We start from the raw sequence: 26,342 nt of genomic DNA, 5'->3' as shown, positions 1-26,342 counted from the left end.
TTTTATTCTCCCCCTCTTAGCCAAGTCCTAAGCAGCTGTGCTGAAATTTCAGGATTGTCACCTGCAAGGTCGCGCACCTTATTTTTCAATTCTAAGCCCCTCTCGTTTGACAGGTTTAGAATTTGGTTTTCAGTATCATCCTGCTGCTTTTGCTTTAGCCGTTGTAAATATGCCTCCTGAGAAATAGGTTCTGTTCTTTCCCCATCAAAGGCAGCGTTAAGCTGCGCCTGCTTCTTTTTCTTTCTTCTTTTGGTAATGATAAGAATCACCGTCAACAAAAGAATAAGAAATACACCCGAAGCAATTGACCCTATAATAATCCAGTTGTTTCTTCCTATATTGTCAAGATCCGTTGGTATTGCATCACTTCCAAAGAACGGCGCGGCAACAACGGCAATTTTATCCTCTTGATTTTCTTTGTCAATCCCCGCTGCATTAGCAATTAAACCCTTCAAATTCTTTTCAGAAATATTGCCTAGTGTTTCACTGTTAACTGCAACGGAAACAGAAATATCCTGGATACTGCCGGAGTCGATTTGTCCTTGCTCCGTAAGCTGATTTACTAAATAATCAATGGTACTTTGTTGTTTATAGTAAGATTCCGTGCCATCTGCGGTAACCTGAGTATATGTTGGCACTTCAGCATTGGTTTCTGTCCCGGGAACACCGCCAGCGGCCGTTCCATCCTTCACCATTTCAACGCCGTTGGTCTCTGTTCTAGGAATCCCCTTGTTCGTACCCTCTACCGGTGCTTTATAATTAATAATCTCACGGATTTTTTTATCCACATCAACCGTTGTTCTTACGGAAACCTTAACATTGTCCGCACCATAAATAGGACTTAATACAGCCAATATTTTAGCACGAATAGAATCATCCATATGCTTTTCAAACTCAAGCTTCAGCTTATTTGCCCCTTCGGAAATACTATCCCCCGATGAGGAAACATCATTCCCATTTCCGTCCAAAACCACAACATCCTCCATCTCCATGGAAGGTATGCTTTTGGAAACCAACCTTTGAATACCCTTCACCTGCTCCGCCGTAGGCGATCCACCATTGGTCATAACAACAACAACGGAAGCTTGTGCTTTTTGCGTACTGCTTTCATTCAGAACATATTTTTGTTCTTCTGCCAAGGCTATGGTAACCTTTGCATCCTTTACGCCTTGAAAAAGCCGTATGGTTGCGCCCATCCTGTTTTGAAGCTCAAACAGCTTATAGCTGTTTTTTTCAAAATCCGTCGTCGTTAAACCTATGTTATCCTTAAAAATATCATATGTAAAACCGCTCTTAGGATAACCTTCATATACAAGCTGGGCTTTTAGTTTTTCCTCTTGTTCTTTTGGAACATAAATAACACCATCTTTACCATATTTATACTCAACGCCCATCTCTTGCAGCTTGGTCATAATTTCAGTGGCTTCCTCTTGGTTCAATCCGCTAAAAAGTGTTTCGTACGACTTGGAAAAATTAAGAAAAACAGCAGTGCCCACTGAAAAAATAATAACCAGACAAGCCCCAAGCAATAGTGGTTTTCTCAGCTTTGGGTTTATTTTATTTAATTGATTTTTTCCCTTTTCAAGCAATTCCTTTAATTTTGCATTCAATCCGGTACCCCTCTTACGTTAAATTTTCTTTTTAATTTCAATGAATTATCAAACTTATCCCAAAAATTAAAGACTCATTTTCATTAATTCATTATAAGAATCTAGCGCTTTATTTCTTAAATTCACCAAAAGATCCACGGAAATCTGCGCCTTAGAGGCTGCAATTCCCAGTGAATGGGTGTCTTCGGACTGTCCTGTGGCAAACAAATACTGTTCTTTTGCTACATCATTTTGGGTTTCCACCACATTGGAAGCAGCCTCCAAAAAAATATTTCTAAAATCGTATTGACTGCTCGTCCCACTATTTTTTGTGTTTAAGTGTTCTAATAATTGCATTGGCTGCAATTTGTTTATTTGTGTTATTGACATAAATTCCCTCCGGTTTATTATCTACCAACCTCAAGCCCTTTCGTTGCCATTGCTTTTATTGCATTAAAAGCTGTAACATTTGCATCATACGCCCTTGATGCCTCCATACTGTCAATTGTTTCCTTTAAAAGATCAACATTGGGCATCATAACATACCCATCTTCATCAGCGTCGGGATGGGTCGGATCATATACCGACTTAAAAGGACTTTCGTCCTCCACAATTTCACTCACGATAACACCACGCTGCGTAGAAGCTCCACCAAATGCAGTTTTATTAAAAATTTCTTGGAAGCTCCCCTGCGTTCTGGGTTCAAAAACCACCATACGCCTTCTATAGGGATCTCCGCTCTCAGTTCGTGTTATGTTAGAATTAGAAATATTTTCCGAGATAACATCCAGCCTTGCTCTTTGTGCAGTTAAGCCCGATGCACTGATATTCATCGCATTTAAAAAAGCCACCAAAACCCCTCCTATTTACTTCTTTACTTCAATGCGCTCCGAATTCGGTCAAACTCGCTATTGATATTATTGATTGTCATTTGATATTGGATATAGGAGCTGGCCAATTCTACCTGTTCCACATCCATATTTACGTTATTGCCGTCCAATCGGCTGGATTCATCCTCTTTAGTATGCACTTTTATGAATGTTTGATCTATTTGATTCCTTATTTTACTTGCGCTTTCTTGATTATAAGAAGCCAATTTGTTCTTTAATTCATCCTGAAACGTAACATACTGCGCTTTATAGCCGGGAGTGGAAACATTGGCAATATTATTTAATGTCACCTGCTGTTTTTCCCATAAATAATCAGCCATTCTTTGAGAAACCAATATTGAATTATTAAACAATGCTACACACCTCTCTAACTTCCTGATAATAAAATTCTTATAAAATTACAACTTCCCTTATTTCATTATTAAGTCTGCTACTTTTAATTACAACATAAAGTACCAATGAAAACCTTCTTTGTTTCCAGCAACTGCCTTTCGGTTTCTGATTCGTACTCAGATTCTACCAACTCAATTTTACTATGTATAATTATTATAGAGAATTCCTTACTAAAAATCAACATTATTCCTGTATTTTTTATTTTATACGACAAAGTTTAATCTTTATTACATATTTAGTGTATATTTTCCATTATTACTGTCATTATTTATCAAATACAATTACTAAATAATTATAAAAGTGTAACTTGCTGGCTAAAAATATTTTTTTACGGAAAAATAGGACAACAAAAAACCGAAGCAGTATTTCTCCGCTTCGGTTTTTTATTATAAATTAACACAACCTTTTTGCATAAAATTTCATAATTTTACTATAACAGGCGATGTTTTTCAATCCTTTATTCGTGCTTTCTTGTTTCCCTTGGGAAGTTAATCTGTGCCTGTGCCGCTGCCAACCTTGCAATTGGAACACGGAAAGGAGAGCAGGATACATAGTCCAAACCAATCAAATGGCAGAATTCAACGGAGGAAGGATCGCCGCCGTGCTCACCGCAGATACCCAAGTGAATGTCAGGGCGAACAGGTAATGCCTTTTCAACTGCCATTTTCATCAGCATACCAACGCCGTTTCTATCCAATCTGGCAGTAGGATCGCATTCGTAAATATTTTTGTCGATATAATCGGCCAAAATTTTCCCAGCATCATCACGGGATAAGCCGTAGGTCATCTGCGTCAAGTCATTGGTACCAAAGGAGAAGAATTCAGCCTCCGTTGCAATTTCATCGGCTGTTAATGCAGCCCTTGGAATTTCAATCATGGTACCAACAAGGTATTCCAGCTCTTTACCCTTTGCGGCCATAACTGCTTTCGCTGTTTCAACCACAATGGTTTTCACAAATTTCAATTCCTTAATTTCGCCAATCAACGGAATCATAATTTCTGGCTTAATATTGATACCCAATTCAATAGAAACCTCAATTGCAGCTTCAATGATTGCTCTTGTCTGCATTTCGGCAATTTCAGGGTAGCTTACTGCCAAACGGCAGCCTCTATGACCCATCATAGGGTTCAATTCGTGCAGACCTTTTGCTTTCACTTTAAGCTCTTCCACAGACTTACCTGTTTCCTTTGCCAACACTTCAAATTCCTCGTCTGTGTTAGGCATGAACTCATGAAGAGGAGGATCCAGCAAACGGATGGTTACCGGTCTTTCCTGCATTGCCTTATAAATCCCCTTAAAGTCCTCCTTTTGGAAAGGCTCAATGCCTTTTAAAGCAGCCACTCTTTCCTCAACGGATTCTGAAAGAATCATTTTCCTGAACTTCATGATTCTATCGCCTTCAAAGAACATGTGCTCCGTTCTTGTCAAGCCGATGCCTTCTGCGCCAAAATCAATGGCTGCCTGAGCATCATGGGGTGTATCGGCATTGGTTCTAACCTTAAGGGATCTTTTTTCATCCGCCCAAGCCATGAATTTCCCAAAATCTCCGCTAATTTCAGGGTCAACCGTAGGAATATCCTCACCGTAAATATTCCCTGTAGAACCATCTAAGGAAATATAATCCCCTTCCTTAATGGTTCTGCCGCCCAATGTAAAGGTTTTCGCTTCTTCATTCATTTTAATTTCTTCACAGCCGGATACACAGCAAGTACCCATACCACGAGCAACAACCGCTGCGTGAGAAGTCATGCCGCCGCGTACCGTCAAGATACCTTGCGCGGCCGCCATACCTTCAATATCCTCAGGAGAGGTTTCCAGACGAACCAAGATGACTCTGTCGCCGCCTTCTGCCTGCGCCTTTGCATCCTCTGCGGTAAAGCAAACCTTACCGGCAGCTGCGCCGGGAGATGCGGGCAAGCCTTTTCCAAGGGGCTTTGCTGCCTTTAATGCCTTCTGGTCGAAAGCAGGGTGCAAAATCTGATCCAGCTGCTTGGGATCAACCTTCATCAACGCTTCTTCCTTGGTAATCAAGCCTTCCTCTACCAAATCAACGGCAATACGCAACGCTGCATTTGCAGTTCTCTTGCCGTTTCTTGTCTGAAGGAAGAACAGTTTTCCTTCCTCTACGGTAAATTCCATATCCTGCATATCTTTATAGTGATTTTCTAATTTATTTGCAATTTCCATAAACTCTTTGTAAACCTCTGGCATATCATCTGCCAGCTTTGCAATGGGATTAGGTGTACGAACACCAGCAACAACATCCTCGCCCTGAGCATTTACTAAATATTCGCCCAGCATTGCTTTTTCGCCTGTTGCTGCATTTCTTGTAAAGGCAACGCCCGTACCGGAGGTATCCCCCATGTTACCAAATACCATCATCTGCACGTTAACCGCAGTACCCCAGCTATAAGGAATATCGTTCATTCTTCTATATACAAAGGCACGAGGGTTATCCCAGCTGCGGAATACCGCCATTGCGGCTTCAAAAAGCTGCTCCTTAGGATTCTGAGGAAATTCCTTGCCCTGATCGTCCAAATAAATCTGCTTAAACATTGCTGTAACCTTTTTCAGATCTTCGGCTGTTAATTCCGTATCATAGCGCACACCAGCCTCTTCCTTAAACTCATCAAACTTTCTCTCGAATTTAGATTTGGAAACACCAATAACAACATCCGCAAACATCATAATAAATCTTCTGTAGGAATCATAAGCAAATCTGGGGTTGCCCGTTTTCTTAGCCAAACCCTCAACGGAAATATCATTCAAACCAAGATTTAAAACAGTATCCATCATCCCAGGCATAGACGCTCTAGCGCCGGAGCGAACGGAAACCAGAAGGGGGTTCTCGGGATCTCCCAATTTTTTGCCGGCAATTTCTTCAAGGTTACTCAGTGACACTTCAATCTGTGCAATCATTTCTTCTGTCAGTTTTTTACCGCCTTCGTTATAATCTGTGCAGGCTTCTGTTGAAATGGTAAAGCCTTGGGGAATAGGCAGACCTAACCTTGTCATTTCCGCGAGGTTCGCGCCCTTACCGCCTAAAAGGTTTTTCATGGCTGCATTGCCTTCGCTGAACATGTAAACATACTTCTTGCTCATACACATTACCTCCTGTTTTCCATCTGGATATCAGACTTGGAATTTTATTTCTGGAATTTTTGGAAAAACCAGTCCTTCTAAATTATAGCATTTTCCCTAGAAAATCACAATGTTATTCCTTGCGAGAAAATGCGTATTCTACTGTATTGTTCTAGTAATGAGCAAGTTCGTTGTCATTGTGCAATAATTTTTATAATTTTATTCTTTATTTTAATTCATGTTGCCAAAAAAAAATCGCCTCCAATTCATGTTGGTCGGCAATTTGCATTATGGGTCATTTAATGTCCCACTTAAATTTCTGCTTTTTCACTCTTTCGTGCTGCAGTTTTATCTATAAGTGGTAAGTATACAGCAGACTAAACGAATAGGCAAAAATTTTTTTTATTTTTATGTGATATTTTCCTTCTTTCTAAGATATTAGAATGAAAAGCTTTTCAAAAATAAAAGCAAGATATCACTCATTATGGAAGAATCAACATTTTTGCGAGTTGCCGGGCAAAATAAAGACAGGCTATCCATACGCTTAGTCAACTGCGCCAGGCACGAACATCACTGCCATTGTTTTCGGTGCACCCGAAAACAATGCAATCATTTGGATTAGGTCAAGACCTTGAGGCCTTTGCCCTCAACCACCCAAAAGGGTTTCGGATCATCACTTTTGCTACGCAAAGCTGTCCTTCGGACAGATGGCACTTCTTTTCCATTGCACCTTGACCCGAAAGGGGTGCTCCAAAAGAATTTTGGGGCACCCCTTAAATAAAAATTTGGGGTCTTGCTTTTTTCAAAAAACAAGTGGGTTTGGTCATCACTTTTGCTACGCAAAAGCCAGCTTCGCTGTCTGCCCTATCTTGGGCAGTGAGAGGGCAAAGCCCAAGGTTTTTATTATTAGAACTCCATTTTCCCTTTCAAGTAAGCAGTTAACTCATCAATAGGCATTCTGATCTGCTCCATGGTATCTCTGTCACGCACGGTTACGCTCTGATCCTCTTCAGATTCGAAATCATAGGTGATACAGAAAGGCGTACCGATTTCGTCCTGTCTGCGGTAACGCTTGCCGATGGAACCTGATTCATCAAATTCGCAGTTGAATTCCTTGGAAAGCATAGCGTACACTTCTGTTGCCTTTTCACTCAGCTTCTTGGAAAGAGGGAAAACCGCAGCCTTAACCGGCGCAAGCGCAGGATGGAAACGCAATACCGTTCTTACATCCCCCTCGCTAACCTCCTCCTCGTCATAAGCCTCGCATAAAAATGCTAAAGTCACACGGTCAGCACCCAAGGAAGGCTCAATGCAGTAAGGAATATATTTCTCGTTCTTTTCCTGATCGTAATAGGTCATATCCTGGCCACTCACTTCCTGATGGCATCTTAAATCGAAATTGGTTCTGTCCGCAATGCCCCAAAGCTCGCCCCAGCCAAAGGGGAATTTAAATTCAATGTCTGTGGTGGCGTTGCTGTAATGGCTCAACTCTTCCTGCTCATGATCACGCAGACGGATGCTGTCCTCATTCATATTCAGCTTTAACAGCCAATCCTTGCAGAAACTTCTCCAATACTCAAACCACTGTAAATCAGCACCGGGCTCGCAGAAAAATTCAAGCTCCATCTGCTCAAACTCTCTGGTACGGAAGGTGAAATTACCGGGTGTAATTTCGTTACGGAAAGATTTGCCAATCTGTCCAATACCAAAGGGCAGCTTCTTTCTGCTGGTACGCTGTACGTTTTTAAAGTTTACGAAAATACCTTGGGCTGTTTCGGGACGAAGATAAACCACGTTTTTCGCATCCTCCGTAACGCCTTGAAAGGTTTTAAACATCAAGTTAAACTGACGAATATCCGTAAAATTATGGGCGCCGCAAGAAGGGCAGGCAACCTGATGCTCGTCAATAAAATTTTTCATTTCCTCATTACTCCAACCATCAACAGCCGCTTCGGGCATATCGTGCTGTGCAATATAATCCTCAATTAATTTATCCGCACGGAAACGCTCCTTACATTCCTTACAATCCATCAAAGGATCGCTGAAGCCGCCAACGTGGCCGGAAGCCACCCAAGTTTGGGGGTTCATCAAAATGGCACAATCCACGCCAACATTATAAGCGCTTTCCTGAATGAATTTCTTCCACCATGCTTTTTTTACGTTGTTTTTCAGCTCCACACCGATGGGGCCGTAATCCCAAGTATTTGCCAAGCCGCCGTAAATTTCCGAGCCGGGGTAAACAAAGCCTCTGTTTTTGGCCAACGCAACTACTTTTTCCATTGTTTTTTCTGTCATAATAATTCCTCCTTCAAAAAAGTACGATAAGTTTTTTACCGAGGAAAGGCAATAAAAAAACTTCCCTCCCTCGCTGTAAAAGCAAGGGACGAAAGTCTGTCTTCCGCGGTTCCACCCTTATTGATCTATGCAGGCTGCATAAATCCACTCTTGTGAAGTCCTGCTCTAAAGTGCCCTTCCCCGTACTCTGCTGTCGTCTTTTCACCCACCGACGACTCTCTGAAAACATACTACGGATACTCCTCTTTTTCAACGCAGTTATTCAATTTAGCCTTTATGCTAACACTTTCCCCGTTTTCTGTCAATACCTATTTTCACAAGCTATAGTTCTTTGCTGAATTCACGGCTTTTTAGACGCACGCCCATATGTACCTCCAAATACCGCCGCAAAATTTCGTCCATTTGCACCATTGCTTCCTGGGAAAGTACAAAGGCAAAAATTTGCTTTTCCCCTCTTTGGGTAACAAAGGAAATTGCCTTTTGCACAGCCCCAAGCATTGGGACTTCTCCGCCACGGCAATGCTTGCGGCAAAGAAACTCACCATCAGCTTCATTGAAAAACAAGGGTTCTTCGGCTTTACCGCAAACCATACAGCCCTCATCGGATAACAAGCCGGAAAGCTGCAGATATTTCACCTCAAAAATACGAGAGATCAGCCTTGGCGGCACCTGTGTTTTTTCCAATGCCGTCAAGGTATACAACAGAAGCCTTAAGGTTTCATCCTGTTCCATTCCTGCGGGGCAGGTTTTCTCCACCAGCTCCGCCAAATAAACAGCTTCCGCCAGCTTATCCATATCCATTCGAATATCATAAAAGCTTTCAATTAGATCCGCCTGGGTCAAGGAATAAAAACCCTTGCCCGTATAAGCCATAAAATCACAATAAGAAAAAAGCTGCGTACCTGAAAGCAGCTTGCTTTTAGTGTTTTTCGCACCGCGGGCGTTCAGCATAACCCGTCCAACGTCCTTTGCCAGAACCAAAATGCGTTTACTGCTCTCGCCGTTTTGGCTTTCCCCAATCACAATGCCCCTTAACTTAACTACGCTCACTTTTCCCCCTCGTTTTCCATATAAAAGATTCAGTTCTCGGGACTCTGTCCCGAACCATACAAGCTGGTCAAGCACTTTTGCTTCAGATTGAAGACAAAATCAAAACCTTGAAGGCTTTGCCCTCAAACACCCACAAGGGTTGCCCCCTTGACCCACCTGAACCCGCATAGAATGCGAGTTCTATAAAAATTTTTGGTCTTGCATTTACAAAAAGCAAGTGAGGTTTGTCATCACTTTTGCTTCGCAAAAGCCAGCTTCGCTGTTAGTCCTGTCTTGGGCAGTGAGAGGGCAACGCCCCAAGGTCTTCCTATTTTAATAAATTTTAATAAAAATTCTTATTTTTTGAACTATCTATCATCCTCCGTCGGGGATTTGGTTTATCTCCCAAATTGGATTTGTAACGCAAATAATCTTCGATCTGACCCGTTTGTACAAACTTTTGCCAGTATGCCTTTTTATTCCGTTCGTCCATAAAACCGTCCCCTTTCTGTGGTTATGTTATGGAGCAAAATAAAAACCATACTGGTAAATTAATGCCAACAGTTCCAAAATAAGAGTTAATCACTGATTTTATCAGATATTTCGCTTATCGTATCCAAAATTTTTCAACAAAAAATCGCTATCCCGCCAGTCCTTTTTTACCTTCACCCAAAGCTCCAAATAAATGGGTGAGCCCAGCAAGCGTTCCATATCTCTTCTTGCCAAAGAGCCAATTTTTTTCAACTTAGCTCCCTGCTTGCCTATAATAATTCCCTTATGAGAATCCTTTTCGCAATAAATTATTGCTTCCACGTCCACCATATTCTGATCTTGACGCTTTTTCATGGACATAATTTCCACTGCAATACCATGGGGGATTTCATCTTGAAGCAGATACAACGCCTTTTCACGGATAATTTCAGAGGCAATTTGACGCTCCGGCTGATCGGTAACCATATCCTCGGGAAAATACTGAGGGCCTTCGGGTAAATATTTCTTAATCACTCGCATAAGCTCATCCGTATTACTACCCTTCATGGCAGAAATAGGCACAACCTCTGTAAAAGAATACAGCTTCCGATAAGCCTCAATGACCTGCAATAGCTTCTCCCGTTCGATGGTATCAATTTTATTAATCACCAAAACCACTGGTGTTTTTACATTTTCCAGACGGTCAATGACGTATTGATCCATCTCCATGACCTTCTCCGTAGGCTCAATGAGCATTAAAACCAAGTCCACCTCATTAAAGGTATTTTCCGCAGAACGCACCATAAATTCACCCAGCTTATGCTTAGGCTTATGAATGCCCGGTGTATCCAAAAATACGCATTGAAAGTCCTCTTTTGTCAAAATACTGGTGATTTTATTTCGTGTTGTTTGGGGCTTATGGGAGGTAATGGCAATTTTTTCACCGATCAGACAATTCATCAGCGTAGATTTCCCCACATTTGGTCTGCCGATTAGGGTAACAAAGCCGGAATGGAATTTTTTCATGCTTGTCCCTCCGCTTTTTCCGCCGCCATATACGCCTTATATTCCGCTTCCTTTACATCCCAATCCTTTTGCATGTCCAACAAAATCATATATTGCAGCCAACGATCGTTTTGGGTATCAATATCCTCTTGGGTTAAGCCCTTGATTAAGGTTAACGCCTGATAATATTTCATACCATTTTCCGCCGTCATATATTCCGACTTCATACCCAGCACAACACATATCTTGTTTGGCAGGGCATACCTTCTGATCTCCTCCTGCACGCCTTCGGTGCTTTTGCCCATTTGGCGCATAAATTCCATTGCGTTTTTATAATGCGCAACATATTCACTTTCCTTAATTTTTACCCGCTGTGCCTTCCATTGCTCCTCAATATACGCCACCACTTCCTCCATGGTTTTTGCGTTGGGTTTTACTTCGATATTTGCAAATTTTTCTTTTAAAGCATTCATTTTAAATTCCTCCTATTTCTTTATTGACCAAGTTCTTGGGACCCTGTCCCGAACCCTAAAAAGACAAGTTCTTGGGACACCGTCCCGAACCCTAAAAAGACAAGTTCTTGGGACACCGTCCCGAACCCTAAAAGACAAGTTCTCGGGACCCTGTCCCGAACCCTGCAAGCCTTTGTAAAGGCTTAAGCGAAACTTTACACGCAAAAATATTCATTTTTGCTCAGCATAAAGACAAAATCATGAGAGCTTAACCCTCAAAAATCACAAGAGTTTCATCCTTTACCCCTTAAAACCGCATAAATATGCGGTTTAATAAAAGTTTTTGGTCTTGCTTTTTTCAAAAAGCAAGTGGGTTTAAGCAAAGCCCAAGGTTACGCAGAACCAAGGTTTGTCCTTCTACTGCCCCTTCAGCTCGTCCCATCTTTTGCGGATTGCTTTCATATCCTCCCAGGCAGGGCGTTTTTTCTCCTCATCACGCAACAATGCCGAAGGGTGATAGGTGGCAATGAAATCATAGCCTTTTTTGGAAAACCAAATTCCCCTTTGGCGTGTAATACGAAATTCAGGGTCAATGATCGTAGTCGCCGCCACTCTTCCCAAGCAAACAATGATTTTGGGTTCAATTAATTTTAACTGGTATCTTAAATAGTTTAAGCAAGCCTGTTTTTCGTCCTCCTGGGGATCTCTGTTGCCTGGCGGTCGGCATTTTACAATATTGGTTATATACACCGTTTCCAAGGAAAGCCCTACGCTTGCCAGCATTTTATCCAAAAGCTTTCCTGCCGCACCAACAAAAGCTTGCCCCTGCAAATCCTCCTGCTGACCAGGGCCTTCTCCAACAAACAAAATGTCCGCCTTCGGGTTTCCCTTGCCGATGACCACATTGGTACGCAGCTCCCAAAGCCTACATTTTTTGCAGCTGTAACAAGTTTCTTCCAACGCTTCCCAGCTTTTTTGTGCCATAGTCCTCCCCCGCTTACTAAAGGAAGTGCTGATTTCATTAAGAGTGTACAGATGGTCGCGGAAATCTTTCCATTGGCAAGAAAAAAAACGTAGCAATAGTGAAGAACTATTGCGAGGCTTTTTGACGCTGCCAAGGGAAAAATTTACCGATCAGATGTGCGCATCGTATGAATCAGCGGTTCCTTAATATCCTCTCCACGAAAGCCCATGGGCAATAATTCCTTCAGCTTCATCACCTTTATGCCCTCTGCTTGGCTATCCAAAATCACTTCGCCCTCGGGCATAAATTCATACATCACCTGTCTGCAAATACCGCAGGGCGCTGCATATTCCTCTGAGCTGGCAACTATGGCAATTTTTTCAAACTCTCGCACGCCTTGCGAAATCGCCTTTGTTACTGCCGTTCTCTCTGCGCAAATGGTAGCCCCAAAGGAGGCATTTTCCACATTACACCCCAGAAAAACCGTTCCATCCTTTGCCAATAAAGCCGCACCAACCTTGAATTTCGAGTAAGGCGCATAGGCTTTTTTCATCGCTTCTTTTGCCAAAACAACCAATTCTTGATTTTCCATACAAACATCTCCTTTATTCTCGGGGGATTCCGGCTTTATTTAGTATTTCCCGTTGTTTTTGAAACATTTCCTTTTCTTCTTCTTCCTCCATATGGTCATAGCCCAAAAGATGGAGCATACTGTGGGCGGTCAAAAAAGCAAGCTCTCGTTTTACGGAGTGTCCATATTCCTCCGCCTGCTCCTTGGCGCGCTCCAAGGATATAATAATGTCCCCCAAAAGCACCTCATTTTTTTCATTGAAATCCGGCCGTTCGCCTTCTTCAAAGGTCAATAAGGGAAAGCTTAAAACATCTGTTGCTCCATCAATCCCACGGTACTGCTTATTGATTTGGCGAATTTCTTCATTATCCACAATAGAAATGCTGACCTCACAGGGCTTTGTAAAGTTTTCATAAGCCAAGGAATCATCGATTATTTTTTCAATCACTTGGGAATGCTCCAAAGAAAGCGCTTCCTCCGTTCGATTGTCAATGAGTATTGTCACTGTTTATCTCCTCTTTTCCGCTCTCTGCCTTGCGGGATGCCGCCTCAATTTCCTCGTTTTTGGGGTAGCTGACTCTTTCGTGATACATACCATGGAAAACCTCTATAAATGCATTTCGTATCATTTCCAATTCATGAATCCCTAAGCCGCTATGGTTTAGCTGTCCATCATCCAGCTTGTCCTTAATCAAACCCTGAATGGCACCCTCTACCTCCTCCAGCGTCTTTCCACTGCCCAGCATGGAACGAACAGCCGCCTCCACCGTATCCGCAAGCATCACCACTGCTGATTCTCTGCCCGTAGGGATGGGCCCGTCATAGCGATAATCCCCTTCATTCACATTCTCCGCACCATAGTTTTTTAATGCTTTAAAATAAAAAAATTTAACCAGAGACGTACCATGGTGTTCCTTCATAATGTTTATAATTGCCTTTGGTAAACCAAATTCCAATCCCAGCTCCGCCCCCGCTTTTGTGTGCTGGGTAATGATACGGGCACTGGATTTCGGCTCAATATCGTCATGGGGGTTATGCCCCGTTTGATTTTCTGCAAAAAACATGGGATATTTCAGCTTCCCAATATCATGATAATAGGCCCCCGCCCGTGCCAAAGCGGTGTTTCCGCCAATTTCATAAACTGCGGTTTCTGCCAAGTTTGCCACAATCAGGCTATGGTGATATGTACCGGGTGCTTCAATCATCAGTCTGCGTAAAAGCTCATTGTTAGGATTGGTCAATTCCAAAAGGCGCAAAGGCGTATTTGCCTCAAATACACCTTCCCAAAAAGGCAGGCTGCCAACGGCAATCACTACGGCAATCAATCCCATTACCGCACCCACGCCCGATGAAATGAGCAGCTGGGTAGTATATCCATCTCTGAAAAAAAGCCCCCCCGCAAACATAGTGATAAAATTTACCACTGCCATTCCCGCCGCAACAGGAACCATATGAGAACGTTTTACAGTTTTTTGAATCAACAAAGCCCCAAAGGAACCGCTGATGAGGGCATAGGTTAGAAATTCCACATCACCGCTAAAAATCATACAGGCTATGATGCTAAAAAAGCAATTCATTAGAAGTGCCATCCGCCGCCCAACTAAAAGACTGATCATCATAGAAAACAAGCATAACGGAATCAAGGTATAGTAAGGCAATAGCGCCATTGCTTTGCATAAAAGAATCATAATTGTGTATATCGTAAACATCATGCGGATTTCATTCTTTTTTAACACCGTTCCGCCTTTTTTCCAAAAGAAAAACAACCCAACAGCACCAAAAATCAAAAGAACAATTACAGTACTTCCTAAAAAGTGAAATAAATTTCCGTGTTTTTCAGCATCTCCAACAAGGTTTAAGGAAACCAGTCTGTCGTAAATATCTTGGGTAATGATTTCCCCCTCATCCACAATTTTTTGGTTCTTGCGAATCAACACACTACTGACTTCACTTCGTTTTTCCTCCCTAGCTGCTTCCATGGCGGCATCATCCAGCACAAGGTTGGGATCCAGCGCCGCCGCAACAATGGTGTAGGCCATATCCTTTAAATCAGAGCTCCAAGGTGTGGCGTCAAGCCCTTCCTTCACCTGAGTTTTGCCCTGCTCCAGCTCATCTGCGGAAATGCCTTCGCTATAAATTTGGTTCAATACCCCAACGCAATCCTCGGCAAACAAAATACGGTTTGCCAGGGACATGACCTGATAAGCCGTCAGCTGACGATTGCTCAGCACCACAGGGAGCTTCAAGGATGCTTCTTGCACCATTTGATAAAAATCATCCCCATTCTCCAGCTTCAAAATCAGATCGTTCAGCTCCTGAAATACATCGTTTACCTGCTTCGTGCTGTTTGCCTCTACGGTAATATCGCTCTTGTAAATTGGCCCAACACTGTTTGCTGCCGCTGTTTTCAGCTTTTCCGTAGTAACCTCATCCACCGTATCGCTGAGGGCGACATATCGTTTTGCAGCCACATCTCCCACCTGGACAATATCCTCATTTCTTCCATAAGGCCCAATTCCAATGGAAAGTACGGTTACAATCAAAGCAATGGCCAATAAAACCCATTGAAAATAGCCTCTAATACCTGCCTCTTTTGTCTTTTTTGCCATCCTGATCACTCCGCTTCTTGGTTTCAAATTTTTCATACGCCAGAATGATTTTTTGTACCAACGGATGACGCACAACGTCTTTATTGGTTAGCGTAATCATACCGATTCCTTCAATGCCCGATAAAATTCTGGTTGCTTCCATCAAGCCTGAGCGCTTCCCCTCCATTAGATCGATCTGTGTCAAGTCGCCGGTAATCACGGCTTTGGAGCCATAGCCAATGCGAGTTAAGAACATTTTCATCTGTTCCGGTGTTGTATTTTGCGCCTCGTCCAAAACAATAAAAGCATTATCCAGGGTACGCCCACGCATATATGCCAAGGGGGCAACTTCAATTAAGCCCCGCTCCATGTTTTTCAAAAAATTCTCCGCACCCATAATTTCATAAAGAGCGTCATAAAGGGGTCGTAGATAGGGATCTACTTTTTGCTGCAAATCCCCGGGCAAAAAACCCAGCTTTTCCCCTGCTTCAATGGCAGGGCGTGTCAAAATAATTCGCCCAACCTCATTATTTTTAAACGCGGTAATTGCCATTGCCATTGCTAGATAGGTTTTCCCCGTTCCCGCAGGCCCAACGCCAAACACCAAGGTATTATTTTTAATCAAATCAACATATTTTTTCTGCCCTAGGGTTTTCGGCTTCAAAGGTCTGCCATTTGCAGTAATGCAGATCAAATCGTTATAAACCTTTTCCACTTCCTCCAAGTTTTTCTCCTCGGCGGCAGAAATAAAATAATTCAAATTTTGATCCGTAATTTCCTCGCCTTTTTTCACCAAAGCCACCATGGAGTTCATCACACTCCAAGCCTTATGCACATTGCTCTCCTCACCGCTGATTTTCACGTCATCCCCACGGTTTACAATCTTCACCTTGCACTCTTTTTCAAGTTTCTTTATATTTACATCGAACTGCCCAAAAACAGGCAGCATCACCCTGTTATCCATTTGTATCGTTTTCTCCATCTGTGCCATCTATGGCATCCCGCCCTTTCTCAGCTTTTTGTTTTTCCTCAATTCGCTCTATCAATTCTGCCTGCCCTTTCGCAAGTACACAATCGGTATACTCCTCGTAATGCACATCAATTTTTTCAATTGTACCATATTGACTTAAGCTTTGTTTTGTCTTTTCTCTTAAGGTTTCCGCCAGCTCAGCCTTTGCTTCTTCCACTGTGCGGCTTTTTTTCTCTAGGGTATATATATTATATTGCTCTTTTTTTAAAGAAATAGGCACCTTATAATCGCCCAAGGCCAAATCTTTTTGAAAAATAATTTCTACATCCGCATCCTTATCTTCCAAGGATGGCCGAATAAAGTCCGCATCTTTGCCCCAAAAGCTTAAAATTTGATTCGCCTTTGTTTCGCCGGTATAAACCTTTTCATCGTATGTAAGGGGCAACTCCCCACTTAACCTCTGCCAAACCTTGGCCGTAACCGTGCCCTCTGCCGCCACATACTCCGTATGCTGCTCCTCCCCCTCCAGTCCAATTAAAACCTGAGAGGAAATCAGTACATCCCCTTTTTTTACAACGTCCCCTGCTTTCACCTGAGGCGTGCCCCTTTCCGCCGTTATTTTTAAAATAACACCATCCATGGCAGCAACCACATCGCAAGGCGTTTCCTTATCAACCACTTCAGTTTTTTCAATGGTTTCCGCTATCTTTATGGTTACATCGGTTCCCTTTATTCCTACACTTACCCAAGAAATATCCGGAAATTGAATCAATATTTCTTTTGTAATCTCCTCAGGGTTAACTCCTCTTTTCCAAACCGCAGGCTTTAGCCCCAATTCCTGGCAATAGCTTAGGATATCCGTGGCCGCTACCCGTTCATTTCCTTCCACACGAATCACCCAAATAAAGGAGGAGAGGAAATATAGGCCGATTGCAAAAAGCAAAATCCCCGCAGTCAAAACCTGACGCCCTTGAAAGCGCCGCAGCTTTCCCGGTAAGCCGCCATAGCCCCGTATCTCAAGCCTGCACCCGGTTTTCTCCGCACACATGGAAACTATATCCATACTTCCCAATGGCACTTTTATTTTCACTCCGGCACCATCAGTTCCCACGTCCCATAAATATACGCCCCGGTAGGAAAGCATATTCATAAAGCGTTCTGCAGCAAAACCGTTCACTTTTATCATAACATATCCACGAAAATAATACCATAATGCAAGAAACAAAATCCTCACCTCATCAGGTTAAAAATTCCAGGGCAATCAGCCTTCCCCGTATCACCAGCATTTCGCCGGTAAGCTGCTTTAGCCCCAAGCCCTGCCCACGGATACACAGCGTTCCCGCCTTTGTTCCAATGCGAATGCTTTCCTCGCCGTAGGTTAATATTCCTTTATGATTTTCAACGGTAATTTCCTCCCGCCCCGTTAAAGAAATCAATGGCAAATCCAGCGTAATCTCCTTTGGCAGGTCCAAAGCCTCCGACACGTCCCTGCGTAAATCCATTTTTTCATCACCATCCGCAAAACCGTTTGTTTACATTATGCGAAAAAACGTGAAGAAATACCTTGTCTGCCAATGTTCAATGCTTCCTGCCATAAGAATAAGCCTTCTATCAAAACAAAAAAAGTACGACCTCTTATCATAAGAAATCGTACTGAAGGGCTGTTAATGTTAAAAGATAAGGTCAAGACCTTGAGGGCTTTGCCCTCAAGCTTCCACAAGGGTTTCAGGTCATCACTTTTGCTACGCAAAAGCCAGCTTCGCTGTCTGCCCTTTCTTGGGCAGTGAGTGGTCAGCACTTTGCTACGCAAAGCTGTCCTTCGGACAAATGGCACTTCTTTGCCATTGCACCTTGACCCTTTTGCAACCGCATGAATATGCGGTTGCAAATTAAAAGTTTTTGGTCTTGCTTTTTTCAAAAAGCAAGTAGGTTTTCATCACTTTTGCTCCGTAAAAGCCAGCTTCGCCGTCTGCCCTATCTTGGGCAGTGAGAGGGCAACGCCCAAGGTCTTTCATGGCTCTTCTGTTACCCCAAAAGGGCTCTGTCATTTACAAACTCACTTCCACTTGCCACCGAGAATTTTTGCAGCAAATCCTCTACGGTGAGCTTCTGTTTTTCTTCCCCTTTAATATCCAAGATGATTCGTCCGTTGCTCATCATAATCAAACGATTTCCATGGGCAATGGCGTCCTTCATATTATGGGTAACCATCAAAGCCGTTAAGCCATTTTCCTCAATCATTCGATCGGACAGCTCCAAAACCTTTGCCGCTGTTTTGGGGTCCAAAGCCGCCGTATGCTCATCCAGCAAAAGAAGCTTGGGTTTTTTCAATGTCGCCATAAGTAAGGTGAGCGCCTGTCTTTGCCCGCCGGAAAGCAACCCAACCTTGGCTCTAAGACGTGTTTCCAAGCCTAAATCAAGGGTCTTTAAAAGCTCCTTATACCATTCTCTTTCCTTGGCAGTAATCCCCCAGCGAAGCCCACGGGATTGTCCTCTGCGATAAGCAATGGCAAGGTTTTCTTCAATTTCCATATCCGTCGCCGTTCCGTTCATAGGGTCCTGAAACACACGTCCTAAATAGATAGCTCTTTTATGCTCCGGCAATTTTGTAACATCAACACCATCAATCATAACCTGCCCGCTGTCCACAGGCCAAACACCAGCAACTGCGTTGAGCATCGTTGATTTTCCTGCTCCATTTCCGCCGATAATTGTTACAAAATCTCCTGCCTCCAGGGTAAGGTTTACGCCATTTAGCGCCCTTTTTTCGTTAGGTGAATTGGGATTGAAGGTTTTATAAATCTCTTTTAATTCAAGCATTTGCCTTCCCTCCTTTTTTTTCCGTGCTTCGTATAATACTGCCCTCTTAAATACGGCACCGCCAGGAAAACAGCTACAATCAACGCACTAACCAACTTTAAGTCTGTCGTTTCCAAGCCTAACTGCAATACAATGGTAATAACAACAAAGTACAAAATCGCTCCAAAAACAACACCAACCAAACGGAACGCAAAGTTATGGAACAGCTTGCCAAATAAAACACCGCCGATAATTACCGCCGCCAAGCCGATAACAATGGCGCCACGCCCCATGTTTACGTCTGCATTGCCTTGATATTGCGCATATAATGCACCGGATAAGCCAACCAAACCGTTGGAAAGCATTAACCCAATAATTTTCATTGTTTTAGTATTAATCCCTTGAGCTCTGGACATGTTTTCGTTGTTGCCTGTTGCACGGATAGAGCGTCCAAGCTCCGTGCCAAAAAACCAATATAAAATTACGATTACAATCACGCAAGAAATTGAGGCAACAAAAATTGCTTTTGGAATATTGCGCAAGCTTAAAAGCAAATTGTATTTATCAACGCTGATTGCCTGGTTGGACTTTCCCATAATGCGCATATTTACGGAATACAAACCCAGCTGTGTCAAAATACCCGACAAAATTGCGGGAATACCAAAGGTTACATGGAACACTCCAGTTACCAAGCCAGCCAGCATCCCTGCTATGGTTGCGCCAACCAAGGCAAGAAAGGGATGATAGCCTGCAAGCATCATCATAACCGCTACGGCACCGCCTGTACATAAGCTTCCGTCTACGGTCAAATCCGCATAATCCAACACTTTATATGTAATATAAACCCCCATGGCCAAAAGACCCCAAATGAGGCCCTGCGCCACAGAACCGGGTAACGCCTTCATTAATGCTATGACATTCATGCCATTCTCCCCCATTCTTTCGCATCTCTTTTGTAGAAAAAAGGGAGCGGTCAGTAAACTGCCCCGCTCTGCCTTTTATTTTTTTATAAGCTTAATTACTGAATTGCTTCAAATCCTTCTGGCAATGTCATGCCCAAAGCTTCTGCGATTTCAGCGTTATATTTTGGAACAATATTATCGGAAACAAAGCCAATCGGTGTTGTTGCAGGGTCTGCACCGTTTACCAAAATTTCATAAGCCATTTCACCGGCTTTTAGCCCTAACTCATAGAAACTGATGCTCAGAGTCGCCAAACCGCCTGATGCACACATACCTTCTTCCCCTGCAATAACAGGAATACCCGCAGGCACTGTTACATTTTTAATGATTTCCATATTGCTTGCCATTGTGTTGTCCGTAGGGATAAATACTGTGTCACAATCTCCTACTGCACTTGTAATGACAGCCTGAATTTCATTGGAATCTGCTGCAGTATACTCTTTGCTTTCGATCCCAGCTTCTGTCAAATATTGCTTTGCCTGTTCAGCCTGGAAGATAGAGTTTGGTTCCGCACTGCAATATACAATGGCAACCTTCTTTGCATCTGGGCAAACCTGCTGCAATAATTTAATTTGTTCATCAATGGGTGCCAAGTCAGATATACCTGTAACGTTTCTTCCCGGCGCTTCATTGGAATCAACAACGCCAGCTGTTTTAAAGTCTGTTATGGAAGTACCAATCACAGGAATATCCCCTGTAGCCGCAGCCGCAGCCTGAAGAGCAAGCGTTGCATTTGCCATAATCAAATCAACGTCGTCAGAAACAAATTTTGTTGCGATGGTTGTACAGTTTGTGCTTTCCCCCTGGGCATTTTGCAAGTCAAAGGTTACGGAATCACCCAAAAGCTCTGTCAGCTTATCCTGGAAGCCTTGTGTAGCTGCATCCAAAGCAGGGTGCTCAACCAACTGCAAAATTCCTACAGTATAGGCTTTCGCATCAGCATTCTCCCCCTCCGCAGGTGCAGGTGCCGCTGCTTGATTACCGCCACAGCCAGTCATGGAAATTACCATTGCCGCCATAGCCGTTGCAGCAACCAAACGTATTTTATTCTTTTTCATATCATACCACTCCCTCAAAAAAATAAACCACATACTTTAATGCATATATGCGGTTATGCTTTAAACAATTAAAGTAATTATAACATGCTTCCCACCAAAGTCAAGCAAATCTGTATTTATATTTGCACAAAAATGCTAATCTAATTCCATGCACTTTCACAAATTTCAAAAAAAAACAAAAAGACCTACTGGCTTTTTACCAATAGGTCTTTTAATTTTAACTAATGATTATTGATTGCCTTGGAGCATTTTCTTTACAAAACTGCCAACGATTTTGTTATCGGCACGACCTTTAACCTTCGGTGTAATCACCGCCATGACCTTGCCCATATCTTTAATGCTGGATGCACCGGATTCTTTTACCGCTTCTTCTACGATCGTCTGGATTTCGGCTTCGCTCAATTGCTCTGGAAGGTAACCTAACAAAATGTCGATCTCTTGATTGAGTTTTTCAATCAGATCTGTTCTTCCGCTTTTTTCATAGTCAGGAAGGGAATCTTTTCTGCTTTTCAACTGTTTGGTGATTACGTCAATAATGGCGTCATCCTCCAACTCGACTTTATTGTCCTTTTCGATCTGAAGAATACCCGAACGAATCAACTGAACAGTATCTTTTCGCACGGAATCCTTTTCTTTCATCGCAGTTTTTAAATCTGCAAATAATTGCTCTTTTAATGACATATCATCATCCCTTTTCGCCGTATAGATTTTATTTAAACTTGCGTTTTCTTGCGGCTTCGGATTTCTTTTTGCGCTTTACGCTGGGCTTGTCATAATGCTCTCTTTTGCGAACTTCGCCCATGATACCATCTCTGGCACACGTTCTTTTAAAACGACGCAGTGCGCTGTCTAAGGATTCATTTTCTTTAACTTTTACCTCCGACATGAATTTCCCTCCCTCCAGATGCGAGATTCGTTTGTTGCAAATGATAAAAATCCACGCCAGATTCGCCATTTTTACCATACATTAAAGAATTATACACAAAAAAGCAACAACCGTCAATATAGAGACTGTGATTTTCGTAAGAAAAAAATCAACCTCCCTACATCTTCCATCTTCTGAGGGGAATTCACTATATATTGATATCCAAAGCCTAGGGTGTCGACAAAATCGGCACCCTTTAAAAAAAAGCTCAGTTCCTTCATATTTTTTTTTAATTTTTATCCGTCACTTGCTCCAATACAACCATTCCAAGGGGCGGTATCTTTAAGAATATGCTTTGTCCAAAATGATTCCAAGGCGTTTCCTCCGAGAGAATTTCCTCTGTATTTTCCACGCCGCTGCCGCCAAACACAATCCTGTCACTGTTAAAAATTTCCTTGTACGCGCCTTCCTTAGGCACACCCAGACGAAAATCCAAGTGAACCACAGGCGTAAAATTACATATACAATAAATTTCTTTGTCCTCGCTGCGGCGGATAAAGGAAACAACAGAGGAATCCTTATCATCGCAATCAATCCATTGGAACCCATGCGGATCAAAATCCTCTTTCCAGAAAGCCTCGTTTTCCAAATAGAACGCATTGAGGTTCTTCATATAAGTTTGCATATGCCGATGATCAGCATATTGCAATAAATGCCAATCTAAGCTTCTCTCCTCGCTCCACTCATGATACTGCCCAAACTCGCCGCCCATAAAAAGCAGCTTCTTTCCGGGGTGCCCATACATAAAGCCATAGGCAAGGCGAAGATTTGCAAACCTTTGCCAGTCATCCCCCGGCATTTTACCAATCATGGAGCTTTTTTCATGAACCACCTCGTCATGGGAAAGCACTAAGACGAAATTTTCCGAATAATGGTAAGCCATGCCAAAGGTTAAGCGGTTATGATGATTTTTGCGAAACAGCGGGTCGTTCTTGATATAAAACAGAAAATCGTTCATCCAGCCCATATTCCATTTTAGAGTAAAGCCCAAGCCGCCCTCCTGGGGGTCCTTGGTCACCCCGGGCCATGAGGTAGATTCCTCGGCAATCATCATTGCCCCCGGCACGCATTCCTTCACAACGGAATTCATATGCTTTAAAAACTCCACAGCCTCCAAGTTTTCTCTGCCGCCATACTGATTAGGCAGCCACTCTCCCGCCTCTTTCCCAAAATCCAGATAAAGTATGGAGGCAACGGCATCCACCCTTAAACCGTCAATATGGTATTCCTTCAGCCAAAACAAGGCATTGCTGATAAGGAAGTTGCTGACTTCCTTTCTGCCAAAATTGAACATATAGGTGCCCCACTGTCTGTGCTCACCGCGACGGGGATCTGCGTGCTCATACAAAGCAGTTCCGTCAAAGCGCCCAAGGCCAAAGGAATCCTTGGGAAAATGGGCAGGCACCCAATCCAAAATAACACCTATGCCCTCTTTATGACAGGTGTCAATAAAATACTTAAATTCATCCGGTGTACCAAAGCGGCTGGTAGGGGCATAATAGCCTGTAACTTGATAGCCCCAACTTCCGTCAAAGGGGTGCTCCAAAATAGGCAGAAGCTCAATATAAGTGTAGCCCATTTCCTTAACATAGCTGATCAGCTTATCCGCCAGCTCTATATAGGTCAAAAAACGATTGTCCTCCTCAGGCACCCGCATCCACGAACCCAAATGCACCTCATATACATTCATTGGCGATTCATACGGGCTTTTCTTATCCCTCGCTGTAAGCCACCTTCTATCATGCCACTTATATTTCTTGGCATTGTAAAGCACAGAAGCCGTTTCGGGCCGAACCTGAGAAAACCTGCCGTAAGGGTCTGCCTTGTCCACCGGAGTTCCGTCACATTGTATCACATGAAATTTGTATTGGTCATTCTCCGCTAAACCGGGAATAAAAAGCTCCCAAACCCCGGAAACGCCCAAACGGCGCATAGGGTTGCGGCGGGTATCCCATTGATTGAAATTTCCAATCACACTTACACTTTTTGCACTGGGCGCCCAAACCGTAAATGCAGCCCCCGTGGTTCCACCGTGGCGAATCAACCGTCCACCCATTTTATCGTAAATTTCATAATGATTTCCGGCGCCAAATAAATATCTGTCATATTCGGAAATCGTGGGCAAAAAAGAATACGGATCATAGCTGCGCCAAGTGATTCCGCTGTCATTGGTAAATTCCAGCATATAGCGAAACCATTCTTTTCGATCCCACAGGAGTACCTCAAAAAAACCATCCTCATGGATTTTCATCATAGGATACTGTTTCTTTTTATTTTTCATATCAATTACGGTTATATTTTGCGCACCGGGCAAAAAGGCTCTTACGCCAATGGCTGCTTCGCCGTTAATTTCAATCTCATGCATCCCCAACACTCTATGGGGGTCATAGTGTTCGCCATTCACGATTTGAAAGATATCATATAATTCTGTTATTTCCATAATATCATCCCCTCTCTCCGTTGTGCCTTGCGCCCACCCAAAGTTTTTATTCTTATTATATACCACATGTCCACATCTTACCATACATAAAAGCAGGCATTTTCGACAGCACCTAATATAAATTTGACAAAAATAGAGTTGTCTTGTCATAGCCTTCAAATAAGGATATACTAAAATAAAAAAAATATCTAAAAATTGAACGTTAAGGGGGAATCCAAATGAAATTAATGTTTTTAGGCGCCGCCCACGAGGTCACAGGCAGCTGCCATTATATTGAAGCCTGCGGCAAAAGTATTTTGCTTGACTGCGGTATGGAGCAAGGGCGTGACACCTACGAAAATCAAGAAATTCCCGTACCGCCTTCTGCCATTGACTACGTTTTTCTTTCCCATGCCCATATTGACCACTCCGGACTGTTGCCCTTGCTCTACAAAAACGGGTTTCGTGGGGAAATTTTCGCAACAGAGGCAACAACGGATCTTTGCCGCATCATGCTTTTGGATAGCGCTCACATTCAAGAATTTGAAGCACAGTGGCGAAACCGCAAGGCAAAAAGAGCTGGAAAGGCGTCCTTTGAACCCCTTTATACCACCGAGGAGGCGTCTGCCGTTGCCTCTCACTTTGTTCCCTGCGATTATGAAAAAGAAGTTTTCGTAACGAAAGGAATTACCCTGCGCTTTACCGATGTAGGCCATCTTCTTGGCTCCGCCAGCATAGAAATCTGGCTGACAGAAGAGGAAACCACCAAAAAAATCGTGTTTTCCGGGGATATTGGAAATACCAATCAACCTATTATCCACGACCCCCGCTACACAAAAGAAGCGGACTATGTCATTATGGAAAGCACCTACGGCGACCGCTTACATAATGCGCCCCCTGACTATGTAGCAGAACTGGCCAGATATATTCAAGAAGCCTTTGATCGAGGTGGAAACCTGATCATCCCCGCCTTTGCCGTAGGACGAACCCAAGAAATATTATATTTTATTCGGGAAATCAAAGAACGAAAGCTTGTAAAAAATCATGAAAATTTCAAGGTTTATGTAGATAGCCCCCTTGCCATTGATGCAACCAAGATTTTTACAGAGAACCGCATGGACTGCTACGATACCGCTGCCATGGAATTAGTGAAAAAAGGCATTAACCCCTTGGAATTCAACGGTTTGGTTACAGCCGTAACCCCCCAGGATTCTCAGGCAATTAATTTTGATAAATCCCCCAAGGTTATTATATCCGCCTCAGGAATGTGCGAAGCAGGACGTATTCGTCATCATTTAAAGCATAACCTATGGCGTAAAGAATCCACCGTCCTTTTTGTAGGCTATCAAGCCATAGGAACCCTAGGCAGGATCATTATTGAAGGTGCAACGGAGGTTCGTTTGTTTGGCGAAACCATTACCGTCAACGCCCATATTGAACAGTTGGCAGGAGTAAGCGGTCATGCAGATCAAAATGGCTTGCTCCGCTGGATCAACCATTTTGATCCCCAACCCACAAAGGTGTTTGTTGTCCACGGCGATGACCTTGTTGCCGATGAATTTGCCCGTTGCCTTAGGGAAGAATATCAATATGAAGCCGATGCTCCCTTTAGTGGTGCCTGCTACGACTTGGCAAACGGCGCATTGTTGGCAGAGGGTGTAAAAATCTCTGTAACGCCCAAAAAATATCCTCAGCAAAAAACTGTTTCCGAGGGAGGAAAGCGGGCGGCCTATTTGGCGGAGCAGCTTGATTTGGCAGGACAGCGATTACTTAAAATCATTAATCAAAATAAGGGCGGCGCAAATAGAGATATGGAACAACTGTTGAAGCAGCTACAGGAATTTTCCGATAAAATAGAAAAATAATTTTTTCCTTTTTAC

Annotated in this window: 23 protein-coding genes and 1 other annotated feature; of the genes, 1 reads left to right on the top strand and 22 read right to left on the bottom strand. The window is 43.0% G+C overall.

The genetic code is table 11. The features are described from left to right. Positions 1 to 2: 2 nt before the first annotated feature. The 22 genes from fliF to glgB form a co-directional block, all read right to left on the bottom strand. Positions 3 to 1,610, bottom strand: a complete 1,608-nt coding sequence (gene fliF, locus CLNEO_RS03145) for a flagellar basal-body MS-ring/collar protein FliF (RefSeq protein WP_066084203.1) — start codon at positions 1,608 to 1,610, stop codon at positions 3 to 5. 66 nt (positions 1,611 to 1,676) lie between these two features. Then, positions 1,677 to 1,979 (bottom strand): flagellar hook-basal body complex protein FliE, encoded by a 303-nt coding sequence (fliE, locus tag CLNEO_RS03140; protein ID WP_066084200.1) that lies wholly within the window; start codon positions 1,977 to 1,979, stop codon positions 1,677 to 1,679. A gap of 17 nt (positions 1,980 to 1,996) precedes the next feature. Beyond that, a complete protein-coding gene (gene flgC / locus CLNEO_RS03135) occupies positions 1,997 to 2,440 on the bottom strand; it encodes a flagellar basal body rod protein FlgC (RefSeq protein WP_066084197.1) in 444 nt (147 codons plus the stop codon). 23 nt (positions 2,441 to 2,463) lie between these two features. After that, complete coding sequence (flgB, locus tag CLNEO_RS03130) at positions 2,464 to 2,832, bottom strand: flagellar basal body rod protein FlgB (RefSeq protein ID WP_242864142.1); 369 nt, start codon at positions 2,830 to 2,832, stop codon at positions 2,464 to 2,466. Between the two features lie 497 nt (positions 2,833 to 3,329). Continuing rightward, positions 3,330 to 5,975 carry a pyruvate, phosphate dikinase gene (gene ppdK, locus CLNEO_RS03125; protein ID WP_066084194.1) on the bottom strand — a complete coding sequence of 882 codons (2,646 nt, stop codon included), beginning with the start codon at positions 5,973 to 5,975 and terminating at the stop codon, positions 3,330 to 3,332. Positions 5,976 to 6,860: 885 nt separating this feature from the next. After that, positions 6,861 to 8,249 carry a glycine--tRNA ligase gene (locus CLNEO_RS03120; protein WP_066084187.1) on the bottom strand — a complete coding sequence of 463 codons (1,389 nt, stop codon included), beginning with the start codon at positions 8,247 to 8,249 and terminating at the stop codon, positions 6,861 to 6,863. 81 nt (positions 8,250 to 8,330) lie between these two features. After that, positions 8,331 to 8,511 (bottom strand) — a binding site (T-box leader). Between the two features lie 59 nt (positions 8,512 to 8,570). Beyond that, positions 8,571 to 9,299 (bottom strand): DNA repair protein RecO, encoded by a 729-nt coding sequence (gene recO / locus CLNEO_RS03110; RefSeq protein ID WP_066084183.1) that lies wholly within the window; start codon positions 9,297 to 9,299, stop codon positions 8,571 to 8,573. A gap of 573 nt (positions 9,300 to 9,872) precedes the next feature. Next, the gene (era, locus tag CLNEO_RS03105) at positions 9,873 to 10,775 is read right to left on the bottom strand and encodes a GTPase Era (protein ID WP_066084178.1); all 903 of its coding nucleotides are present in this window, start codon (positions 10,773 to 10,775) and stop codon (positions 9,873 to 9,875) included. Next, complete coding sequence (locus tag CLNEO_RS03100) at positions 10,772 to 11,227, bottom strand: hypothetical protein (protein ID WP_066084175.1); 456 nt, start codon at positions 11,225 to 11,227, stop codon at positions 10,772 to 10,774. Before CLNEO_RS03100 ends, era begins: the two co-directional genes overlap by 4 nt. 396 nt (positions 11,228 to 11,623) lie before the next feature. Continuing rightward, positions 11,624 to 12,190: a uracil-DNA glycosylase gene (locus CLNEO_RS03095; protein WP_066084173.1), complete on the bottom strand. Its 567-nt coding sequence runs from the start codon at positions 12,188 to 12,190 to the stop codon at positions 11,624 to 11,626. A 143-nt stretch (positions 12,191 to 12,333) separates the two neighbouring features. Continuing rightward, positions 12,334 to 12,762 (bottom strand): cytidine deaminase, encoded by a 429-nt coding sequence (cdd, locus tag CLNEO_RS03090; RefSeq protein WP_066084170.1) that lies wholly within the window; start codon positions 12,760 to 12,762, stop codon positions 12,334 to 12,336. A gap of 13 nt (positions 12,763 to 12,775) precedes the next feature. Beyond that, a complete protein-coding gene (gene ybeY, locus CLNEO_RS03085) occupies positions 12,776 to 13,246 on the bottom strand; it encodes an rRNA maturation RNase YbeY (RefSeq protein WP_066084166.1) in 471 nt (156 codons plus the stop codon). Further along, positions 13,230 to 15,350, bottom strand: a complete 2,121-nt coding sequence (locus CLNEO_RS03080; RefSeq protein ID WP_066084163.1) for an HD family phosphohydrolase — start codon at positions 15,348 to 15,350, stop codon at positions 13,230 to 13,232. Before CLNEO_RS03080 ends, ybeY begins: the two co-directional genes overlap by 17 nt. Then, positions 15,319 to 16,320 carry a PhoH family protein gene (locus CLNEO_RS03075; RefSeq protein WP_066084161.1) on the bottom strand — a complete coding sequence of 334 codons (1,002 nt, stop codon included), beginning with the start codon at positions 16,318 to 16,320 and terminating at the stop codon, positions 15,319 to 15,321. Before CLNEO_RS03075 ends, CLNEO_RS03080 begins: the two co-directional genes overlap by 32 nt. Continuing rightward, positions 16,286 to 17,524: a sporulation protein YqfD gene (yqfD, locus tag CLNEO_RS03070; RefSeq protein ID WP_066084160.1), complete on the bottom strand. Its 1,239-nt coding sequence runs from the start codon at positions 17,522 to 17,524 to the stop codon at positions 16,286 to 16,288. The genes CLNEO_RS03075 and yqfD overlap by 35 nt, the downstream gene beginning before the upstream one ends. 13 nt (positions 17,525 to 17,537) lie before the next feature. Beyond that, positions 17,538 to 17,801: a sporulation protein YqfC gene (gene yqfC, locus CLNEO_RS03065; protein ID WP_066084155.1), complete on the bottom strand. Its 264-nt coding sequence runs from the start codon at positions 17,799 to 17,801 to the stop codon at positions 17,538 to 17,540. Between the two features lie 523 nt (positions 17,802 to 18,324). Then, entirely contained in the window at positions 18,325 to 19,119 is a 795-nt protein-coding gene (locus CLNEO_RS03055; RefSeq protein WP_066084149.1) for an ABC transporter ATP-binding protein, read from the bottom strand. Further along, positions 19,107 to 20,021, bottom strand: coding sequence for an ABC transporter permease (locus CLNEO_RS03050; protein WP_066084588.1), 915 nt, complete (start codon positions 20,019 to 20,021; stop codon positions 19,107 to 19,109). The genes CLNEO_RS03055 and CLNEO_RS03050 overlap by 13 nt, the downstream gene beginning before the upstream one ends. Before the next feature lie 95 nt (positions 20,022 to 20,116). Then, positions 20,117 to 21,118 carry an ABC transporter substrate-binding protein gene (locus CLNEO_RS03045; RefSeq protein ID WP_066084146.1) on the bottom strand — a complete coding sequence of 334 codons (1,002 nt, stop codon included), beginning with the start codon at positions 21,116 to 21,118 and terminating at the stop codon, positions 20,117 to 20,119. A gap of 228 nt (positions 21,119 to 21,346) precedes the next feature. Then, a complete protein-coding gene (locus CLNEO_RS03040) occupies positions 21,347 to 21,799 on the bottom strand; it encodes a GatB/YqeY domain-containing protein (RefSeq protein WP_066084140.1) in 453 nt (150 codons plus the stop codon). Between the two features lie 28 nt (positions 21,800 to 21,827). Continuing rightward, positions 21,828 to 22,004 carry a 30S ribosomal protein S21 gene (rpsU, locus tag CLNEO_RS03035; RefSeq protein ID WP_022255363.1) on the bottom strand — a complete coding sequence of 59 codons (177 nt, stop codon included), beginning with the start codon at positions 22,002 to 22,004 and terminating at the stop codon, positions 21,828 to 21,830. 268 nt (positions 22,005 to 22,272) lie between these two features. Then, positions 22,273 to 24,483 (bottom strand): 1,4-alpha-glucan branching protein GlgB, encoded by a 2,211-nt coding sequence (glgB, locus tag CLNEO_RS03030; RefSeq protein ID WP_066084137.1) that lies wholly within the window; start codon positions 24,481 to 24,483, stop codon positions 22,273 to 22,275. 218 nt (positions 24,484 to 24,701) lie between these two features. Between glgB and CLNEO_RS03025 the strand changes: the two genes are divergently transcribed. Further along, a complete protein-coding gene (locus CLNEO_RS03025) occupies positions 24,702 to 26,327 on the top strand; it encodes an MBL fold metallo-hydrolase RNA specificity domain-containing protein (protein ID WP_066084135.1) in 1,626 nt (541 codons plus the stop codon). The last annotated feature ends 15 nt before the right edge of the window (positions 26,328 to 26,342 follow it).

Source organism: Anaerotignum neopropionicum (assembly GCF_001571775.1).
GTDB lineage: Bacteria > Bacillota > Clostridia > Lachnospirales > Anaerotignaceae > Chakrabartyella > Chakrabartyella neopropionicum.
This window is presented reverse-complemented; position numbering and strand designations above follow the sequence as displayed.

Excerpts from the sequence above, each read along its gene's own strand:
- fliE (WP_066084200.1), bottom strand. The coding sequence starts at position 1,979 with ATGTCAATAACACAAATAAACAAATTGCAGCCAATGCAATTATTAGAA.
- ppdK (WP_066084194.1), bottom strand. The coding sequence starts at position 5,975 with ATGAGCAAGAAGTATGTTTACATGTTCAGCGAAGGCAATGCAGCCATG.
- CLNEO_RS03120 (WP_066084187.1), bottom strand. The coding sequence starts at position 8,249 with ATGACAGAAAAAACAATGGAAAAAGTAGTTGCGTTGGCCAAAAACAGA.
- era (WP_066084178.1), bottom strand. The coding sequence starts at position 10,775 with ATGAAAAAATTCCATTCCGGCTTTGTTACCCTAATCGGCAGACCAAAT.
- CLNEO_RS03100 (WP_066084175.1), bottom strand. The coding sequence starts at position 11,227 with ATGAATGCTTTAAAAGAAAAATTTGCAAATATCGAAGTAAAACCCAAC.
- CLNEO_RS03095 (WP_066084173.1), bottom strand. The coding sequence starts at position 12,190 with ATGGCACAAAAAAGCTGGGAAGCGTTGGAAGAAACTTGTTACAGCTGC.
- cdd (WP_066084170.1), bottom strand. The coding sequence starts at position 12,762 with ATGGAAAATCAAGAATTGGTTGTTTTGGCAAAAGAAGCGATGAAAAAA.
- CLNEO_RS03080 (WP_066084163.1), bottom strand. The coding sequence starts at position 15,350 with ATGGCAAAAAAGACAAAAGAGGCAGGTATTAGAGGCTATTTTCAATGG.
- CLNEO_RS03075 (WP_066084161.1), bottom strand. The coding sequence starts at position 16,320 with ATGGCACAGATGGAGAAAACGATACAAATGGATAACAGGGTGATGCTG.
- yqfC (WP_066084155.1), bottom strand. The coding sequence starts at position 17,801 with ATGGATTTACGCAGGGACGTGTCGGAGGCTTTGGACCTGCCAAAGGAG.
- CLNEO_RS03055 (WP_066084149.1), bottom strand. The coding sequence starts at position 19,119 with ATGCTTGAATTAAAAGAGATTTATAAAACCTTCAATCCCAATTCACCT.
- CLNEO_RS03050 (WP_066084588.1), bottom strand. The coding sequence starts at position 20,021 with ATGAATGTCATAGCATTAATGAAGGCGTTACCCGGTTCTGTGGCGCAG.
- CLNEO_RS03045 (WP_066084146.1), bottom strand. The coding sequence starts at position 21,118 with ATGAAAAAGAATAAAATACGTTTGGTTGCTGCAACGGCTATGGCGGCA.
- CLNEO_RS03040 (WP_066084140.1), bottom strand. The coding sequence starts at position 21,799 with ATGTCATTAAAAGAGCAATTATTTGCAGATTTAAAAACTGCGATGAAA.
- rpsU (WP_022255363.1), bottom strand. The coding sequence starts at position 22,004 with ATGTCGGAGGTAAAAGTTAAAGAAAATGAATCCTTAGACAGCGCACTG.
- glgB (WP_066084137.1), bottom strand. The coding sequence starts at position 24,483 with ATGGAAATAACAGAATTATATGATATCTTTCAAATCGTGAATGGCGAA.
- CLNEO_RS03025 (WP_066084135.1), top strand. The coding sequence starts at position 24,702 with ATGAAATTAATGTTTTTAGGCGCCGCCCACGAGGTCACAGGCAGCTGC.